Consider the following 17731-nt stretch of genomic DNA (forward strand, 5'->3'; position numbering starts at 1 on the left):
CTTTCGTCAACCTGTAGTTGATGGGACCGCACGGCTGTCCGGACGCCCGCACCGCTCCCGTCCGTCCAGCGGGCGCGGCAGCGGCACGCGGTCCACTCCCCCGGCCCGGTTGGCCCACCACACCGCCGTCTCCCGCACGGCCAGGTCGGCCAGGGTGTTCTTCAGCCGGGTCACCGGACGCCGGTCGGGCCGCGGCCTGCGGAAGACCCCCACCGAGTCGCCCCAGTAGGCGGCCCGGGCGTCGATGGCGGCGTAGTCGTGCCAGATCCCCCTGGCCGGCGGGAAGTCCGTGTACGCCTCGCAGAGTTCGAGCCGCGAGTGGGCGGCCATGGCGCGGAAGCCGTCGGGGTAGTAGCGCCAGCAGTCCTGCGCGTCGTGGGCGTGCCCGCGCGAGGGCGCGGTGATGAAGGCGTAGCCGCCGGGCCTGAGGACCCGGGCGATCTCCATCATCGACACCCAGAAGAAGGGGATGTGCTCGAACGCCTGGCCCGAGAGCACCACATCGGCGCTCCGCGACTTCGCGGGGATGCGGTACGGGCGGGTCATGACCGCGTCGACGTTGGGGCCGTCCAGGACGTCGACCCCGACGTAGTCGATGTCGTGGCCGGCGAGCAGCCCGCGGTGGGTGCGGGTCTGCTTGCCGGAGATCCGCGAACCGAGGTCCACGACGCGGTGCCTGCGGTCCTTGGGCAGGTACTCCTCGATGCAGAGCTGCATCTGCTCGTAGGCGGACCGGTGCATGCGTGTCTCCCGACGTCGGCGTGTGCGCGCGCTGTTGAGGACAACGACGCAGCGCCGTGGAGGGATCGCCCCGTACGGGTGAGCCCGGTCCGGTCCGGGTGACCCGGGTCGCGTCGGGGGGGCGGTCCGGGGACGGCGCGGTCCGGTCAGGGGCCGGTCCGGTCCGGGGACGGCGCGGTCCGGTCAGGGGCCGGTCCGGTCCGGGGGCGGCGCGGTCCGGTCAGGGGTCCTGGTCCGGTCCGGGGACGGCGCGGTCCGGTCCGGGGGCAGCGGTCCGGTCCGGGGGCACCGGGAAGATCCGCCGCACCACCCGCTCCGCCGCGCGGCCGTCGTCGTACGGGCAGAAGCGGCGGCGGAAGGCGGCGCGCAGCGCGTCGGCCTCCGGGGACCTCCAGGCGCCGCCCCGCACCGCCTCGACGAGTTCCTCCTCGGTGGTGGCCACGGCCCCGGGGGTGTCGCCGGGACGGCCGGACAGCAGGTCGACGTAGGTGCCGCGGGCGGCGCGGTAGGCCTCCCAGTCGGGGACGTAGGTGATGATCGGGCGGTCCAGGCAGGCGTAGTCGAACATCAGGGACGAGTAGTCGGTGATCAACCCGTCGGCCACCAGGAAGAGTTCCTCGACGACCGGGTGTCCGGTGACGTCGACGACCCGGTCCCCCGCCGGTGTGCCGGCCGAGCGGCCGTAGAAGTAGTGGGCCCGCACCAGGAGCGTGAACCCGGGGCCCAGCGCGCGGACGAGGCGTTCCGGGCGGAGCCGGGGGACGAAGCCCCTGCGGTAGTCGCGGTGGGTGGGCGCGTACAGCAGCACGGTCGAGCCGGGCGCGATGCCGAGCCCGGCCCGGATGCCGGCGGCCCGCTCGGCGGAGGCGGTGCACAGGACGTCGTTGCGCGGGTAGCCGTAGGGCAGTTGCTCGTAGGACGCGGGGTAGACGCGGTCCCAGGTCTCGGTGCTGTGCGGGTTGGCGGAGAGGCTGAAGTCCCACTGGTCGGCGTGGGCGACGATCCGCTCGAAGCTGACCCCGCCGGTGAGGGCGGGGTACGGGAGCTGGTCCAGGCCCATGGTCTTCAGCGGGGTCCCGTGGTGGGTCTGGAGGTAGGTCTGGCCGGGCCGTTTGGTGAACCCGCCGGGGAAGCTGGAGTTGTTGACGAGGTACGTGGCGGTGGCCATGGTCCGCCAGTAGGCGCGGGAGCCCTCGATGACGTACGGCACCCCGGGGGGCATCCGGTCGCGGTGCCGGGAGGAGACGACCCAGACGCCCCGGATGTGCGGGACGAGTTCGCGGGCCTTGGCCCAGACGGCCGCCGGATTGCAGGCGACGCCGCGGTTCCAGTAGGCGCCGTAGACGGCGAGCCGGGGGTCCAGCGGCCGGTGCAGGTCGGCGCGGTAGAGGACCTTCATCACGCGGGCGCGCAGCGACTTCTTGCCGGCGCGCGCGAGGGCCCGCGCCCGGGTGCGCCCGGCGCGGACCGCCCGCCGGACGCGGTGCGCCGCGTAGCGGCCGGGGAGCCCCGCGGCCCGGAAGAAGGCCGCGCGGTCGCCGGGGGCGATGCGGCCCGGGTCGTCGAGCACGGCCGTCAGGTGCGCGGTGCGGGCGGCCGGGACCCTCGGGTCGCTGCCGGTCTCCTCGGCCAGCCGCTCGTAGGCGCGGACGACCGCGAAGTGCGCGCGGCCCGGTGTCGTGCCGGTGCGGCGCAGCCGGTGGCGTACGCAGATCCGGTCGAGCCGGGCGAGGGTGCCGGCGTCGGACGCGAGGAGCACCGCGCGGTGGACGGGCACCACGTCGCCGTACGGGCCCTCGGTGAAGCGGAGTCCACGGGCCTCCCAGAAGGCGCGGCGGAAGAGCTGGTTGCGGGCGGCCGGCAGGGCGGTGTCCCCCGGCACGACGGTGTCCCACCAGTCGGCCCGGTCGTGGCCCAGGCACAGCACGTCGGGGCGGACCTCCGACGGCGCGTCCCCGGGAGGCCCCTCCACCGGCGGCGCCCCGGAGGGGAGGTGCGGGAGCGGCGTCCCGGGGCGGACCTGCGGGCGCCCGTGCTCGGACCGGGCCTCCACCGGCGGTGCCCCGGACGGGAGGTGCGGGTGCGGCGTCCCGGGGCGAACCTGCGGGCGCCGGTGCTCGGACCGGGCCTCCACCGGCGGTGCCCCGGAGGGGACGTGCGGGAGCGGTGTCTCCGGGAGCTGCGCCTCCGTGAGCCGCGTCTCCGGCAGCCGGGCGGTGATCTCCGCCAGCGCCCCGGGGAGGAGCAGGTCGTCCCCGTCGAGGAAGAGGAGGTAGGCACCGCGCGCCGCCGCCGCACCGGCGTTGCGGGCCGCGCCCGTGTCCCAGGGGCCGTCGAGGACGAGCACCCGCACCCGGGGGTCGCGTTCGGCGCACTCCCGTGCGACGGCGAGCTCCAGCGGGCTCTCCGCCGTGCCGACGACGACCAGGTCCGGTCCGGTCCGGTCGTCACCGGCCGGCTCCTGCCCGGTCACGGACTCCAGGGCCGCCCTCAGGTGGCCCTGGACGCGGTGGGCGGGCACGACGACACTGAGCAGCATGGCAGCCGAGCGTAATCGGCTCCGGCCCGCCCGCCCCAGCGATCTTCACCCGTTCGGGTAGGCCGCGTGACCCGCGCCGCTTCCCCGGGTTGTTCCGTACATGAAGCCACTCCTCAGCGTCGTCGTCCCGGTGCACAACGTCGAGGGCTATCTGCCGGAGTGCCTCGACTCGCTGGCCGGGCAGACCCTCGCCGACATCGAGGTGGTGCTGGTCGACGACGGCTCGACCGACGGGAGCCGCCGCGTCGCCGAGGGGTTCGCCGCCCGGGACAGCCGTTTCCACGTCGTGCACCAGCCCAACGCCGGTCTCAGCGCCGCGCGGAACGCAGGGGTCGCCCGCACCACCCCCGGCGTTCCCTACCTGGCGTTCGCCGACAGCGACGACGTCCTCGTCCTCGACGCGTACGCGCGCATGGTCGCGTCGCTGGAGTCGACCGGCTCGGACCTGGCGACCGGCAACGTGTGGCGGCTCGGCGCACAGGGACGGCAGCAGGCCTGGCAGTACCGCTGGCTGACGGACGACCGCCTCCGCACCCACATCACCCGCGACGCCCGGCTGCTGGCGGACCGGGTCGCCTGGAACAAGGTGTTCCGGCGCTCCTTCTGGGACCGGCACGGCTTCTCGTTCCCGGTGGGCAAGCTCTACGAGGACACCCCGGTGATGATCCCCGCGCACTACCTCGCCGGGGCGGTGGACGTGCTGCACGAGCACGTCTACCACTGGCGGGTCAGGGAGGGTTCGATCACCCGGCGGCGCACCGACGTACGCGGCGTGCGGGACCGGATCGCCGCCTGCGAGCAGGTCAGCGCGTTCCTGGCGGACCGCGGCGCCGGACAGCGGCTGCGCTACGACGTCTCCTGCCTGCGCGACGATTTCGTGTACTTCCTGGAGGGCCTGCCGATGGGCGGCCCCGCCTACCGCTCCGCGTTCATGGCGGACGCGGGGGCGTTCCTCGACCGGGCGGGCGACGCGGCCCTGGCCGGTCTCCCCGCCGAGGCGCGCATCCGCTGGCAGCTGGTGCGGGAGCGCAGGATCCACGAGCTGCTGTCCCTCCTGGAGTTCGAACGGGCCAACGGCGCGGGCACGTTCGCCGTGACGGGCCCCCCGGGCAGGCGGCGGGCCGTGCACCCCCGGATCGCGGGCGGCGGGAGCGTCTCGGCGCGGCTCGGCAAGGGCGACCTGCCCGCCGTGGCACGGCTGACGGGGGCCTCGTGGGGCGAGAACGGCACGCTGCGGCTGCGCGGATACGCGTACATCCGCAATCTCCCCGCCGAGTCGGCACGGCAGTCGCTGAAGGGCGGACTGGTGCGGGAGGCCGCGAGCGGGCGGATGCGGCCGGTCCCGGTGCGCACCGTCCGGACCCACCGGGCCACCGCCGACTCCGGCCAGGAGCTGCACCGTTACGACCACGCGGGCTTCGAGATGGTCCTCGACCCGGGACGGCTGGGGCCGGGCGACTGGCTGGTGGGCGTGGTGGTGGCCGGCCACGGCGCCGTACGGCGGGCGGCGCTGCGCGCGGTGGAGGCGGCTGCGGCGCAGCCCCTGGTGCGCGACCTGGGCGAGGGGCTGCGCGCGGTGCTCGGGTACCGGGACGGCCGGCTGGAGCTGACCGTGACCCGGCCGCCCGCGATGGCCACCGGCCACGACGGGGGGCCGGACGCCCTGGAGCTGACCGGCCGGCTGTACGGGGACGCCGCACCGGCCTCCCTCGTGCTGACCCGCGACGGAGCCGCGGAGCACGTCTGCCCGGTGCGGTGCGGGGACGGGGGCGGCTTCGGCGTACGGCTCCCGCTCGACGCGCTCGCGGCCGGCTCCGGGCCGGAGGGCGGCGGCCGGTGGCGGGCGGCGCTCCTCACCGGCGGTGTGCGGGTGCCGCTCGCCGCGGCGCCGGACCTCCCGCCGCCCGCCTTCGCGGACGCCTCGGGCCACCTGGTGGTGGACCTGTCCGGCGAGCCGTACGTGGACCGCGCGGGCAGCGCGCCGGACGGCGGCCTGCGCATCGACGGGGCCGGGACCGGAGCGCTCGAACTGCGGCACAGCACCCTCGGCGGGACGGCGAACGTGCCCGTCTCGCGGCAGAAGTCCGTGGAGCGGGACGCCCCCGCGGCACGGCGGGAGCACCGCTTCGCCGCCGTGCTCGCCCGGCCTCCGTACGAGGGCGACTGGGAGGTGTTCCAGGGCGGCCGGCCGGTGCGGGTGGGTGCCGCGCTCGCGGCCCGCCTGCCGCTGAGCGCCGCCGGTTTCCGGCTGGACCGCCGGCACGGCGACCGGCTGACCGTGCGCTGCGCGCCCGCGCTCGGCGAGGGGGAGCGCAGCGCCTACCACCAGGGCCGGCTGCGGACGGCGTACCACCCGGCGCAGCGCCGGCTCCCGCTGCGGGACACCGTGCTCCACCTCGGGGACGGCCCGGTGCGCGCCGTGCACGCCGAGCTGGTGCGCCGGAGCACCGACGCGGAGCACCTGTGGGTCACCGACGGGTCCGCGGGCTCCGCGGCCGCGGTCCCGCCCACCGCCGCTCCCGTGGTGGAGCACAGCACCGCCTGGTACGAGGCGCTGGCCCGGTCCCGGTGGATCGTCGCGGCCGGCCACCTGCCCGCGTGGTTCGACCGCCGCCCGGGCCAGACGGTCGTCCAGACCTGGCACGGCGCCCCGCTCGGCCGGTTCGGCCTGGACCTGACCGACTCCCTGTACGCCGACCACCAGGACCTCGCGACACTGGCCCACCGCTCCGCCCAGTGGTCGGTCCTGGTCTCCCCCGGCGCCTGGGCCACCCCGCACCTGCGCCGGTCCCTGGCCCACCGCGGCGAGGTGCTGGAGGCGGGTTCCCCCGCCGACGACCTGCTGTTCGCCCCCGGCCGGGACAAGACGGCCGAGCGGGTGCGCCGGCAGCTGGGCGTGCCGGACGGGCACCGGGTGGTGCTCTACGCACCGACGTACCGCGACCATCTGGCGCACGCGCCGGCCGACCTCCCCCCGGGCAGCGGGCCGCTGTACCGCTGGGACCCGGCTCTCGACCTGTCGGAGCTGGCCCGTTCGCTGGACGGCCGCACCACCGTGCTGGTCCGCAGGCATCCGCAGGTGACGGGCAGCGTCCCGGTGCGCCCCGCGCTGCGCGACGTGTCCGCGCACCCGGACGCCACCGAGCTGCTGCTCGTCGCCGACGTGCTGGTCACGGACTACGCGGGCCTGGTGTTCGGCTTCGCGCACACCGGGCGCCCGATGCTCTTCCACACCTACGACCTGGAGCACTACCGGGACACGGTGCGCGGCTTCTGCCTGGACTTCGAGACCCGCGCCCCGGGACCGCTGCTCGTCACCACCGGGGAGGTCGCTCAGGCCCTGCGGACGACTCCCGCCTCGGCGGCCCTCCACGCGGAGGCGTACGAGAGCTTCCGCCGGGACCACTGCGGTCCGGCCGACGGCGGAGCGGCCGCCCGGGTGGTGGACCGGCTGCTGGGCGGGGAGGCCGCCCCGCCGGAGCGCGTCAGGCCCTGAGCGCCCGGACCGCCGAGGCCGCGAGGTCGTCGAGGTACCCCGCGGGCAGATCGCCGCGGACCACGACGAGGCGCCAGTACAGCGGCCCGACGATGAGGTCCAGGGCCCGGTCGGGATCGCTCCCCTCGGGCAGTTCGCCCCGGGCGACCGCCGCCCGGACGACCACGGCGGCCACTCCCTGCTGCGGGTCGAGGAGGGCCGCCTTGATGGCGTCGGCGATCTCCGGGTTCCGGGCCGCCTCGACCAGCAGGTCGGGGATCACCTGCGAGGCCACGGGGTGGCGGAGGGCGTAGGCGGCCAGTTCCAGGACGGCGCGCACGTCCCCGTGCAGCGACCCCGTCGCGGGTGCGGGCATGCCCTGCGCGGCGACGGCCGCGACCAGGTCCAGGACGAGGTGGAGCTTGGACTTCCAGCGGCGGTAGACCGCGGTCTTCCCCACGCCCGCGCGCCGGGCGATGCCCTCGATGGACATCCGCGCGAATCCCACGGCGGCCAGTTCCTCGAAGACGGCGCCGCGGATCGCGTCGGTGACGTCCTCGCGCAGCACCGCGGCGCCTGCCGGGGTGCGGCGCCCGGTTCGCCGTTCGGTGGTCATGGCCCGAATGATAGACCGTGACGACGAAACGGTTGCGTTGCGGCGTACAAACGTCCTACTGTCGACGTTGCGACGATACGGTGCCGTCCCATCGAGCCGGATCCCCGCGCACCGACCTCCCCGACCTCCGTCGAAAGCGATCGTGGTGAGCCAGACAGCAGCTCCGCCGGCCCCGGTGGACACCGCATCACCCGCCCTCCTCCCCGTGTACGAACCCGGCGAGCTGGCCGCGCTCGCGGCCCGGCACGGTCTGACCGTCAGCGGGGCGCGGCCGACGCTCGGTGCGTACGTCCGGCAGCTCTGGGGGCGCCGGCACTTCATCACGGCCTTCGCCACGGCGAAGCTGACCGCGCAGTACAGCCAGGCGAAGCTCGGCCAGATCTGGCAGATCATGACGCCGCTGCTCAACGCGACGGTCTACTACTTCATCTTCGGCGTCCTGATGAACACCAAGCACGGGGTCCCCGACTTCGTGCCGTTCCTCGTCACCGGTGTCTTCATCTGGACCTTCACCGCCAGCTCGATCACGGCCGGCACCCGGGCCATCAGCGGGAACACCGGGCTCGTCCGGGCCCTGCACTTCCCCCGGGCGTCCCTGCCGATCGCCCTGGCCCTCCAGCAGCTCCAGCAGCTGCTGTTCTCCCTGGGCGCGCTGTTCCTGATCCTGCTGGCCTTCGGCCAGTACCCGCGGCCCTCCTGGCTGCTGGCGATCCCGGCACTGGCCCTGCAGGCCCTGTTCAACACCGGCGTCTCGATGGTGATGGCCCGGCTGGCGGCCAGGACCCCCGACATCGCCCAGCTGACCCCGTTCCTCCTGCGCACCTGGATGTACGCGTCCGGCGTCATGTGGAGCCTGGACACCCTGCTCTCCGCCGACCGGGTCCCGCGGCTCGTCCTGCTGGCCCTGGAGTGCAACCCGGCGGCCGTCTACATCGACCTGATGCGCTTCGCACTGATCGACAGCTTCACCGGCGACCAGCTGCCCCCGCACGTGTGGGCCGTCGCGACGGGCTGGGCGCTCCTCTGCGGCGTCGGCGGCTTCGTCTACTTCTGGAAGGCCGAGGAGAGGTACGGACGTGGCTGACACCGCTGACACCCGGGTACCCACCGTCGTCGTCGACGACGTCCACATCACCTACACGGTGAACGGCGCGCGCACCGGACGGGGCAGCGCCACCTCCGCCCTGAACAGGATCGTGTCGCGCCGGCAGCCCCGCGGCGCCCGCAAGGTGCACGCGGTCAAGGGCGTCAGCTTCGCCGCGTACAAGGGCGAGGCCATCGGCCTGATCGGCTCCAACGGCTCCGGGAAGTCGACGCTCCTGAAGGCCGTCGCGGGACTGCTGCCCCCGTCGCAGGGCCGGATCCACACCCAGGGCCAGCCCTCGCTGCTCGGGGTGAACGCCGCCCTGATGAGCGACCTGACCGGGGAGCGCAACGTCGTGCTCGGCGGCCTGGCCATGGGGATGACGCGCGCGCAGATCCGGGAGCGCTACCAGGACATCGTCGACTTCTCCGGCATCAACGAGAAGGGCGACTTCATCACCCTGCCCATGCGGACCTACTCCTCCGGCATGGGGGCCAGGCTGCGCTTCTCCATCGCGGCGGCCAAGAGCCACGACGTCCTGCTGATCGACGAGGCGCTGTCCACCGGCGACGCGAAGTTCCAGCGGCGCAGCAAGGACCGGATCATGGAGCTCCGCGAGGAGGCGGGCACGGTGTTCCTGGTCAGCCACAGCAACCGGTCCATCACCGAGACCTGCGACCGGGCGATCTGGCTGGAGTCGGGCACCCTGCGGATGGACGGCCCGGCCCAGGACGTCGTGGCCGCGTACGAGGAGTTCACCGGGCCGGCGAAGTCCGCGAGGAAATGACCCCGTGGCCCGCGTGAAGCCGTGAAGCCGTCCGCGGGACGGGCCGGGTGGCCCGCCCCGCGGACGGCTTCGGTCGCGGCCCGTCCGCCGCGGAGCCTCCTGCCGGACACCGGTCCGGCAGGAGGCTCCGCGGCGTCCCGGGTCAGGCGTGCGTGCGCAGCAGCGTCCGCATCGTCCGCATGGCCACCGACAGGTTCGCCAGGTCGAAGGACTCCGAGCCCCGGATCTCCTCCAGGGTGGCGCGCGAACGGGCCAGGAGCGCCGCGTTCTTCTCCTGCCACGCCGTGAACCGCTGCTCGGGCGACGCGGTCCCGTCGCCGACGGACAGCACGTCCGAGGTCAGCGCGGCGTGCGCGGCGTACAGGTCCTCACGGATGGAGGCGCGGGCCATGGACTGCCAGCGGTCGGCCCGCGGCAGCTCGATGATCCGGTCCATCAGCTGGGTGATCCCCAGCCGGTCCGCCAGGTCGTAGTACACCTCGGCGACGGCCAGCGGGTCCTTGTCCGTACGGTCCGCGATCGCCACGATGTCCAGCGCCGGGAAGGCCGAGGAGAATCCGGCCACCCGCACCGCCAGCTCGTCCGGCACGCCCACCGAGGTGAGCTCGTCGACGATCGAGCGGTGCCACTCGGCGTCCGCGCCCTGGAGCAGCTTGGGCAGCTCGCTCCAGACGCGCTCCACGCCCTCGCGGAAGAAGCCGATGGTCTCCGCGATCTCGACGGGCTGCGGACGGTTGCCGAGCAGCCAGCGCGAGCCCCGCTCGACGAGCCGGCGCGAGTGCAGCCGGATCCGGGTCTGGACATCGGCCGCCACCGTGTTGTCGAGGGCCTCCACGGCGTCCCACACGGCGGACAGGCCGAAGATCTCACGGGCGGCGAACTGGGCCCGCACGATCTCCTCGAGCGACGCCCCGGTCTCCTCCCGCAGCCGGTGCAGGAAGGTCGAACCGCCGGTGTTCACCGTGTCGTTGACCAGCACCGTCGTGATGATCTCGCGGCGCAGCGCATGCCCGTCGACCGCCTCGGGGAAGCGCTCGCCGAGCTGCCTCGGGAAGTAGGCGTGCACGAGCTTCTGCAGGTGCGGGTCGTCCGGCAGGACGGTGGAGACCAGCTCCTCGGCCGCCGTGATCTTCGTGTAGGCGATCAGCACGGCCAGTTCCGGCTGGCTGAGCCCCTTCTCGTGGCTCAGCAGTTCGCGGATCTGGCGGTCGTTCGGCAGGAACTCCAGGGCCCGGTCCAGGTGTCCGTCACGGCCGAGCCTGCGCATGAAGCGCTGGTGGGCGTGGAGGAGCGACGGCGCCTGGGCGCAGGCGTTGGCGAGCGCGGTGTTCTGCGCGTAGTTGTTGCGCAGGACGAGCTGGCCGACCTCGTCGGTCATCTCCGCGAGCACCTTGTTGCGCTGCTTGACGGTCATGTCGCCGTCGCGGACGAGACCGTTGAGCAGGATCTTGATGTTCACCTCGTGGTCGGAGGTGTCCACACCGGCGCTGTTGTCGATCGCGTCGGTGTTGATCCGGCCGCCGGAACGGGCGAACTCGATCCGGCCGAGCTGGGTGGCACCGAGGTTGCCGCCCTCCCCGACGACGCGGGCCCGCAGGTCGGCGCCGTCGACGCGGATCGAGTCGTTGGCCTTGTCCCCGACGTCGGCGTTCGACTCGGCCGTCGACTTGATGTACGTCCCGATGCCGCCGTTCCACATGAGGTCGACCGGCGCCTTGAGGATCGTCTGCATCAGCTCGGCGGGCGTCATCTTCGTGATCTTCGCGTCGATGCCGAGCGCCGCCCGGATCTGGGCGTTGACCGGGATCGACTTGGCGGAACGCGGGTGGATGCCGCCGCCCGCGGACAGCAGGTCCTTGTCGTAGTCCGCCCAGGAGCTGCGCGGCAGGTCGAACAGCCGGCGCCGCTCGGCGTAGGAGGTCGCCGCGTCCGGGTTCGGGTCGATGAAGATGTGCCGGTGGTCGAAGGCGGCGACCAGCCGGATGTGCTCGGAGAGCAGCATCCCGTTGCCGAAGACGTCACCGGACATGTCGCCGACCCCGACGACGGTGAAGTCCTCGGTCTGGGTGTCGTGGCCCAGCTCGCGGAAGTGCCGCTTGACGGACTCCCAGGCACCGCGGGCGGTGATGCCCATGCCCTTGTGGTCGTAACCGGCCGAGCCGCCGGAGGCGAAGGCGTCACCGAGCCAGAAGCCGTACGCGACGGCAACGTCGTTGGCGATGTCGGAGAAGCTCGCGGTCCCCTTGTCGGCCGCGACGACGAGGTAGGTGTCGTCCTCGTCGTGGCGGACGACGTCCGCCGGGTGGACGACCTCGCCCGTCACCATGTTGTCGGTGATGTCGAGCAGCGCCGAGATGAAGATCTTGTAGCAGGCGATGCCCTCGGCGAGCCAGGCGTCACGGTCCACGGCCGGGTCAGGCAGCTGCTTGGCGACGAACCCGCCCTTGGCGCCCACCGGCACGATCACGGTGTTCTTGACCATCTGCGCCTTGACCAGGCCGAGGATCTCCGTACGGAAGTCCTCCCGCCGGTCCGACCAGCGCAGCCCGCCGCGGGCGACCTTGCCGAAGCGCAGGTGCACGCCCTCGACACGCGGCGAGTAGACCCAGATCTCGTACGCCGGGCGGGGCGCGGGGAGGTCCGGGATGGCCTGCGGGTCGAACTTCATCGAGACGTAGTTGTGCGGCTCGTGGTCGTCGGCCAGCTGGAAGTAGTTGGTCCGCAGCGTCGCCTTGATGACCGTGAGGAAGGACCGCAGGATCCGGTCCTCGTCGAGCGAGGCGACCTGGTCCAGGGCGCCGTCCAGCTCCTCCAGCAGCCCGTCCGTCAGCTCCGTGCCGGCCTTCTGGCGGGTCGGGGACATCCGGGCCTCGAAGAGGGAGACCAGCAGCCGGGTGGTGTGGACGTTGTTGCGGAGGGTGTCCTCCATGTAGTCCTGGCTGAACGTCGAACCCGCCTGGCGCAGGTACTTCGCGTAGGCGCGCAGCACCATGGCCTGGCGCCAGTCCAGCCCGGCGCCCAGCACGAGGGAGTTGAATCCGTCGTTCTCGGCCTCACCGGTCCAGATGGCGGCGAACGCCTCCTGGAAGCGGTGGCGGGCGTCGTCGGCGAGGTGCTCGCCGTTGCCCGTCGACTTCGGCAGGCGCAGCCCGAAGTCGTAGATCCAGGCGTGCGTGCGGTCGGCGCAGCGCAGCTCGTACGGGCGCTCGTCGACGACCTCGACGCCGAGCCGCTGGAGCCCGGGCAGGACCGCCGAGAGCGAGACCTGCTCCCCGGTCCGGTAGATCTTGAAGCGGCGTTCGTCGGGGCCGGCGCCGACCGGCTCGTACAGGCTGAGGGCGAAGTCCTTGTGCTCGCTCTTGAGCTCTTCGATGTGGACCAGGTCGGCCACGGCGGCGCGCGGCGAGTGGTCGGCCTTGTAGCCCTCGGGGAAGGACTGCCCGTAGCGGCGCAGCAGCTCGGCGGCACGCTCCTCGCCGCACTCGGCGTTCAGCGCCTCCTGGAAGCCGTCGGCCCAGGAGCGGGCGGCCTCGACGAGGCGGGCCTCGATGCGGTCCGCGTCCGCGTCGGTGAGGTGCGGGAGCTCGGTGCCCGGCGCGACCCGGACGACGAAGTGCAGCCGGGAGAGGATCGACTCCGTGTTCCAGGCCGTGAAGTCGACGCTGTTGCCGCCCAGTTCCTCCTTGAGGATGTCGATCAGGCGGAGCCGGACCCCGGTGGTGTAGCGGTCGCGCGGCAGGTAGACGAGGGCGGAGTAGTAGCGCCCGTACTCGTCCTGGCGCAGGTAGAGCCGCAGCCGGCGGCGCTCCTGGAGGTACAGGACGGAGGTCACGATGGAGCGCAGCTGGTCGACGGGCGTCTGGAAGAGCTCGTCGCGCGGGTACGTCTCCAGGATCTGGAGCAGGTCGCGGCCGTCGTGGCTGTTGGGCGTGAAGCCCGCGCCCTCCAGCACCTCGGCGACCTTCCGGCGCACCACGGGCACCCGGCGCACCGACTCGGTGTAGGCGGCCGAGGAGAACAGGCCGAGGAAGCGGCGCTCGCCGACGACGTTGCCCTCCGCGTCGAACCGCTTCACCCCGACGTAGTCCAGGTAGCTGGGGCGGTGCACGGTCGCCCGGCTGTTCGCCTTCGTCAGGACCAGGAGCCTGTGCTCCCTGGCCTTCGCGCGGGCGTCCGCGGGGAGCCGGTCGAAGGACGGGCTCACCGGGTGCGCCTCGTCCTCGCTGTGCTGCGGGTCTGAGCGCAGGATGCCGAGACCGGAGCCGGGGACGGCCGACAGGGCGTCGGAGTCGCGGAGCTCGTACTCCCGGTACCCGAGGAAGGTGAAGTGGTCGGCGGCCAGCCAGCGGAGCAGCTCGCGGGCCTCCTCGACCTCCTCGTCGGCCAGCTCGTCGAGCGGCTCGGAGGGGAGGTCGTCGGCGATCCGCAGGGCTGTGTCGCGCATCTTGTCCCAGTCCTCGACGGTCTCCCGTACGTCGGACAGGACGCGGAGCAGGTCGGCGGTGATCTGCTTCAGGTCCGCGCGGTCGGTCTCGCGGTCGATCTCGACGTGGATCCACGACTCGACGAGCGCGTCGTGCGGGAGTTCGGTCCCGGAGTCCTTGCGGGCGCGCTTGGCGCCGTTGCTCCTGGCCCGGTCGTCGGCGAGCACCTCGATCAGCGCGCCCGCGACGTCGCGGCGCACGACGACCTGCGGGTGGATCACGAGGTGGATGCCGCGGCCCTGCCGGGACAGCTCGTTGGTGACGGAGTCGACCAGGAAGGGCATGTCGTCGGTGACGACCTCGACGACGGAGTGGCTGCTCGTCCAGCCGTTCTCCTCGACGGTCGGGGTGTGCACCCGGACGTTCGCCGTGCCCTGCGGGCGGTTCTCGGCGAGCCGGTAGTGGGAGCAGGCGGCCCCGAAGATGTCGACCGGGTCGCGGTCGGTGATGTCTTCCTGGGCGGTGTGCAGGTAGTAGCGCTGGAGATAGGCGAGCAGCGTGTCACGGCCCGGCGATTCGTCCTGGCCGGCTTCCGCGTCGGTACCGGTTCCGTCGGCAAGGTGCACCCGGAGGCCACCTCCCGGGCCACCGACACCACCGCCCGGACTGTTGTCAGCTACCCGGGCCGCCCGTGCGAGCAGCTCGGCCTTGGCTTCGTCCAGCTTGGTCTGCATGTCCTCTGGCTCCTGTCGCGCGCCGTTGCGTGACGTAGGTGAGAAAGACGACGTACCGCCACGACGCGGGGTATCCGGTCTGGTTCGACGTTATGCCGCCCGGGGAGACGCCCGGCACCGTATCGGCCATTTTCGGCTGACGGCCCGGGACGCGGAGATCGCGCATGGCCCGGGTGCTGTGGCACTCCGGGCGCAGGCCGGGGGCTTCGCTGCCCCCGAGGCATATCGCGCTGATCACGGGACCAGGCTATCCCTCCTGCACCCACAACCGTCATGAGCCGCTTAGGTACAAAAGAACGTCCCGAACTTTGACACTCTGGACAACGCGCGGGACCGCTCCTGCGCGTAAGCGCGCGTACGCGAACAGTCCTGCCCGGCATACGGACGGACCGGGGTGACCGGGAGCCGCCCCGGGACGCCCCGGGACGGCGGGCTGTGCTGCGGGCTGTGCTGTGGGCTGTGCTGTCCTCGGTGCGGGGTCCCGACCGGAGGCGGCTTCAGTCCGCCATCCGCTCGGCCATCCGCTCGGCCAGCGCGACGGCCTCGGCCAGCGTGTCCACGACGGGCACACCGGCCTCCTCCAGGCTGCTGCGGCTGTGCGATCCACCCGTGTACAGCACGGCGCGCGCACCGACGTGGGCCGCGGCCACCGCGTCGTCCACGGCGTCGCCGATGACCACCGCGGACTCGGGGGCTATGTCCCCGAGCACCTCGAAGTGGCGTTCCATGTGCAGCGCCTTGCTGCCACCGGAGGGTCCGGTCCGGCCGTCGACGCGCACGAAGTGACGCTCGATGCCGTACCCCCGCACCGCCGGGACCAGCTGCTCGTGCCCGTACATGCTCAGCAGCGACTGGCTGCGACCGCCGCTCAGCCACCGGACCAGCAGTTCCTCCACACCCTCGGTCAGCCCGCAGGCGGCCCGCTGCTCGGTGTAGTGGCGGTGGAAGAGGCCGTCCATGCGCTCCCACTCGGCGGGGGTGGGGAGCCTGCCCATGAGGCGCTCGTAGAACTTGGGTATCGGCACGCAGTACGTCTCCCGGTACTGCTCCAGCGTGAGCGGCGCCAGGTCGACCTCCGCGAAGGCGGCGTTCGTCGCCCCGACAACCGCGTGGATGTCGTCCAGCAGTGTGCCGTTCCAGTCCCAGACCAGATGTGTGCGGTGCTTCCCCGTTGTCGCCATGAGGAGAAAAATACTCGCCCGCACCGACAGCCACCCCGGCACAGCCCCGGAGGCCAGGCGCTCCGGGCCAGGAGCGCTCCGGGCGAAGAGCGCTCCGGGTGACGGGCACCTTGGGGGACCCGGTGTCCCGGGCGGTGATGCAAACGGGGGACCGGAGCTCCGGAGGGACGGGCCTCCGGGCGTCCGGGCGACCGGCGTCACGGGAGACCCGGTGCCTCGGGCCGCCGGCGCAGCAGCGGGCCCGAGGGTCTTACGGGGGCGGACGTCCGGGTGACGAACGCCCGGGTGACGGGTGCAGCAGGAGGTCCGGGGCGCTCCGGGGTGGGACGGAGGGACGCCCGGGTGACGGGTGGTTCAGGCGATGAGGCCGGGGATCTCCTGGATCCCGAACCACAGCAGTTCGTGGTCCTCGGCCCCGTCCACGGTGAAACGGGCGTCGTCGTCGCCCAGGTCGGCCGCTCCCAGCGCCGCGGCGGCCGCCGCGACGTCCTTCTCGGCGTCGTCGGCGTCCACGTGCACGGCGGCGGCCTTCGACAGTGCCACCGGCTCCGCGATGCGCACCTCACCCAGCGAGGACGCGTCCAGAGCCTGGCCGGGCTCGGCGAACGCCGCCCCGTCCGGCACGTCCAGGGCGACGACGACCCGGCGCCGGGCCTCGTCCGGACGCCCGGCGATCAGACGCAGCGAGGCGGAGGCGGCGCGGGTCAGCGCCGCGTACTCCAGCTCCTCGATGTCGTCGGAGACGTACCACTCCCGCAGGCCGGGCGTCACGGCGTACGCGGTGAGCGGCCCCGGGCCGATCTCGCCGGCCCCGTGCACCGCGGCGAGACCGGAGAGGGTGAGGGGGACGTACACACGCATGGATGACCGCTTCCGTAGTCGATGACGCCCTCAGGATACGTGCGGCGTCCCCCTTCGGGGTTGCCGATCAGCCCGCCGTCGTCCACCGCGCGGCGCCCGTCACCCCCGCCGTTCCCTTGGGACACGGGGCCCGCCACCCGGATAGGTGATCCCGCCGGACGCCCGAGGGGCCCGCGACGCCGGTTGCGAGGCCGCCGATCCGCCCCGTAGAAGGTCCCCAGCAGAAGTTACCGCCCGGTATGAGCCGGGCTCCGGACAGCAGCCACGGGGGCTATGAGCATGAGCACGGACAGGACGAGGCCGGCCGGACGACGCGACCACAGCAGGCCGGGCACGGTGCCGCAGCAGCGGCCCCGGAGGCCGTTGCGCCCGCACCAGTGGTTCGCGGAGCGTCTGCTCGCGGTCCTCAGCGGCCAGCGACCGGTGCACTGGATGCTCGGCCACACGATCGGCGAGGCCTACGACCAGCTCGCCGAGCTGGCGCCCGCCGCCCCGCTCGGCGCGGGCGGCAGGCGCCCGGTCGTACGCGCCTGCCGCGGCACCCAGCCGGCCACCGGCGTCGTCGAGGCGTTCGCGAGCATCGCCACCGGTGAGCAGGTCCGCGCCATGGCCTTCCGCCTGGAGCAGGGAGCCGACCTCCGCTGGCGCTGCGCCGCGATCGACCTGGGCGGCGAACGTCTTCCGGCGGTCCGTTGACGCGGTGATCACGGGGATCACGGGGATCGTGGTGCGCTGAGCGTCCTGCGGCGATCGGTGGACCCGGCGGGCGGCGCGGCCCCGTCCGGCGCGACGGGCTCGGACGGCAGTACGCGCCCGACGCCGGTGTGCGCCGTCCCGTACGGCCGTGCGCGTCGGGCCCGTCGCGCACCGCCCCGTACCGCCGACGCGTCGGCCCGGCTGTGCACCGTCCCGGCCGAGCCGAGCCGACGCGCACCGCACCGCACCGCACCGCACCGATCCACCGGTAAGCGTCGGCCTCCGCACCTGAGGACATACCTCAGAGAAGCCCGCAGAACGGCCCTCACAGGCCGCACGGCTCCTCCGGCACCCGAAGGGGCCGGGAAAGCACGGAGAAGCCCTCCAGCGCCGGGAGAGGGACCGTGCACGGCAGAGCGCAGCCACCGGGGCGCGGGCAGCGACAGCCCCCGCGCCCCGACAGCCCTGCCAGCGGTCCGCGACAGCCGGCCCGGGAAACGGCCCGGGAAACGGCCCGGGAAACGGCCCGGGAAACGGCCCGGGAAACGGCCCGGGAAACGGCCCGGGAAACGGCCCGGGAAACGGCCCGGGAA

10 protein-coding genes are annotated in these 17731 nt (G+C 73.4%); 4 read left to right on the top strand and 6 right to left on the bottom strand.

What is annotated here, in order from left to right; all coding sequences use genetic code 11:
- Nucleotides 1-6: 6 nt before the first annotated feature.
- Both ABZ172_RS19465 and ABZ172_RS19470 read right to left on the bottom strand, forming a co-directional pair.
- Nucleotides 7-741 (bottom strand): methyltransferase domain-containing protein, encoded by a 735-nt coding sequence (locus ABZ172_RS19465; RefSeq protein WP_356884964.1) that lies wholly within the window; start codon nt 739-741, stop codon nt 7-9.
- A gap of 220 nt (nt 742-961) precedes the next feature.
- Nucleotides 962-3280, bottom strand: a complete 2319-nt coding sequence (locus ABZ172_RS19470) for a CDP-glycerol glycerophosphotransferase family protein (RefSeq protein ID WP_356884965.1) — start codon at nt 3278-3280, stop codon at nt 962-964.
- 100 nt (nt 3281-3380) lie between these two features.
- Between ABZ172_RS19470 and ABZ172_RS19475 the strand changes: the two genes are divergently transcribed.
- A complete protein-coding gene (locus ABZ172_RS19475) occupies nt 3381-6776 on the top strand; it encodes a CDP-glycerol glycerophosphotransferase family protein (protein WP_356884966.1) in 3396 nt (1131 codons plus the stop codon).
- Here ABZ172_RS19475 and ABZ172_RS19480 read toward each other — a convergent pair.
- Nucleotides 6766-7371 carry a TetR/AcrR family transcriptional regulator gene (locus ABZ172_RS19480; protein ID WP_356884967.1) on the bottom strand — a complete coding sequence of 202 codons (606 nt, stop codon included), beginning with the start codon at nt 7369-7371 and terminating at the stop codon, nt 6766-6768. The two genes, ABZ172_RS19475 and ABZ172_RS19480, sit on opposite strands and share 11 nt — an antisense overlap.
- Nucleotides 7372-7513: 142 nt before the next feature.
- Between ABZ172_RS19480 and ABZ172_RS19485 the strand changes: the two genes are divergently transcribed.
- Both ABZ172_RS19485 and ABZ172_RS19490 read left to right on the top strand, forming a co-directional pair.
- On the top strand, nt 7514-8455 hold the full coding sequence (locus ABZ172_RS19485) for an ABC transporter permease (RefSeq protein ID WP_356884968.1): 942 nt from the start codon (nt 7514-7516) through the stop codon (nt 8453-8455).
- Nucleotides 8448-9242: an ABC transporter ATP-binding protein gene (locus tag ABZ172_RS19490; RefSeq protein ID WP_356884969.1), complete on the top strand. Its 795-nt coding sequence runs from the start codon at nt 8448-8450 to the stop codon at nt 9240-9242. Before ABZ172_RS19485 ends, ABZ172_RS19490 begins: the two co-directional genes overlap by 8 nt.
- 142 nt (nt 9243-9384) lie before the next feature.
- Here ABZ172_RS19490 and ABZ172_RS19495 read toward each other — a convergent pair whose 3' ends face one another.
- The 3 genes from ABZ172_RS19495 to ABZ172_RS19505 form a co-directional block, all read right to left on the bottom strand.
- Complete coding sequence (locus ABZ172_RS19495; protein ID WP_356884970.1) at nt 9385-14400, bottom strand: NAD-glutamate dehydrogenase; 5016 nt, start codon at nt 14398-14400, stop codon at nt 9385-9387.
- Nucleotides 14401-14897: 497 nt separating this feature from the next.
- Nucleotides 14898-15581, bottom strand: a complete 684-nt coding sequence (locus ABZ172_RS19500) for an HAD hydrolase-like protein (RefSeq protein ID WP_356884971.1) — start codon at nt 15579-15581, stop codon at nt 14898-14900.
- Between the two features lie 354 nt (nt 15582-15935).
- Nucleotides 15936-16442 (bottom strand): hypothetical protein, encoded by a 507-nt coding sequence (locus tag ABZ172_RS19505; protein ID WP_356884972.1) that lies wholly within the window; start codon nt 16440-16442, stop codon nt 15936-15938.
- Nucleotides 16443-16721: 279 nt separating this feature from the next.
- On the opposite strand from ABZ172_RS19505, the gene ABZ172_RS19510 reads away from it, so the two are divergent.
- The gene (locus ABZ172_RS19510; RefSeq protein ID WP_356884973.1) at nt 16722-17138 is read left to right on the top strand and encodes an Rv3235 family protein; all 417 of its coding nucleotides are present in this window, start codon (nt 16722-16724) and stop codon (nt 17136-17138) included.
- The last annotated feature ends 593 nt before the right edge of the window (nt 17139-17731 follow it).

The organism is Streptomyces sp. NPDC006296, from assembly GCF_040613235.1.
Classification (GTDB): Bacteria; Actinomycetota; Actinomycetes; order Streptomycetales; family Streptomycetaceae; genus Streptomyces.

Excerpts from the sequence above, each read along its gene's own strand:
- ABZ172_RS19465 (WP_356884964.1), bottom strand. The coding sequence starts at position 741 with ATGCACCGGTCCGCCTACGAGCAGATGCAGCTCTGCATCGAGGAGTAC.
- ABZ172_RS19470 (WP_356884965.1), bottom strand. The coding sequence starts at position 3,280 with ATGCTGCTCAGTGTCGTCGTGCCCGCCCACCGCGTCCAGGGCCACCTG.
- ABZ172_RS19475 (WP_356884966.1), top strand. The coding sequence starts at position 3,381 with ATGAAGCCACTCCTCAGCGTCGTCGTCCCGGTGCACAACGTCGAGGGC.
- ABZ172_RS19480 (WP_356884967.1), bottom strand. The coding sequence starts at position 7,371 with ATGACCACCGAACGGCGAACCGGGCGCCGCACCCCGGCAGGCGCCGCG.
- ABZ172_RS19495 (WP_356884970.1), bottom strand. The coding sequence starts at position 14,400 with ATGCAGACCAAGCTGGACGAAGCCAAGGCCGAGCTGCTCGCACGGGCG.
- ABZ172_RS19500 (WP_356884971.1), bottom strand. The coding sequence starts at position 15,581 with ATGGCGACAACGGGGAAGCACCGCACACATCTGGTCTGGGACTGGAAC.
- ABZ172_RS19505 (WP_356884972.1), bottom strand. The coding sequence starts at position 16,442 with ATGCGTGTGTACGTCCCCCTCACCCTCTCCGGTCTCGCCGCGGTGCAC.
- ABZ172_RS19510 (WP_356884973.1), top strand. The coding sequence starts at position 16,722 with ATGAGCACGGACAGGACGAGGCCGGCCGGACGACGCGACCACAGCAGG.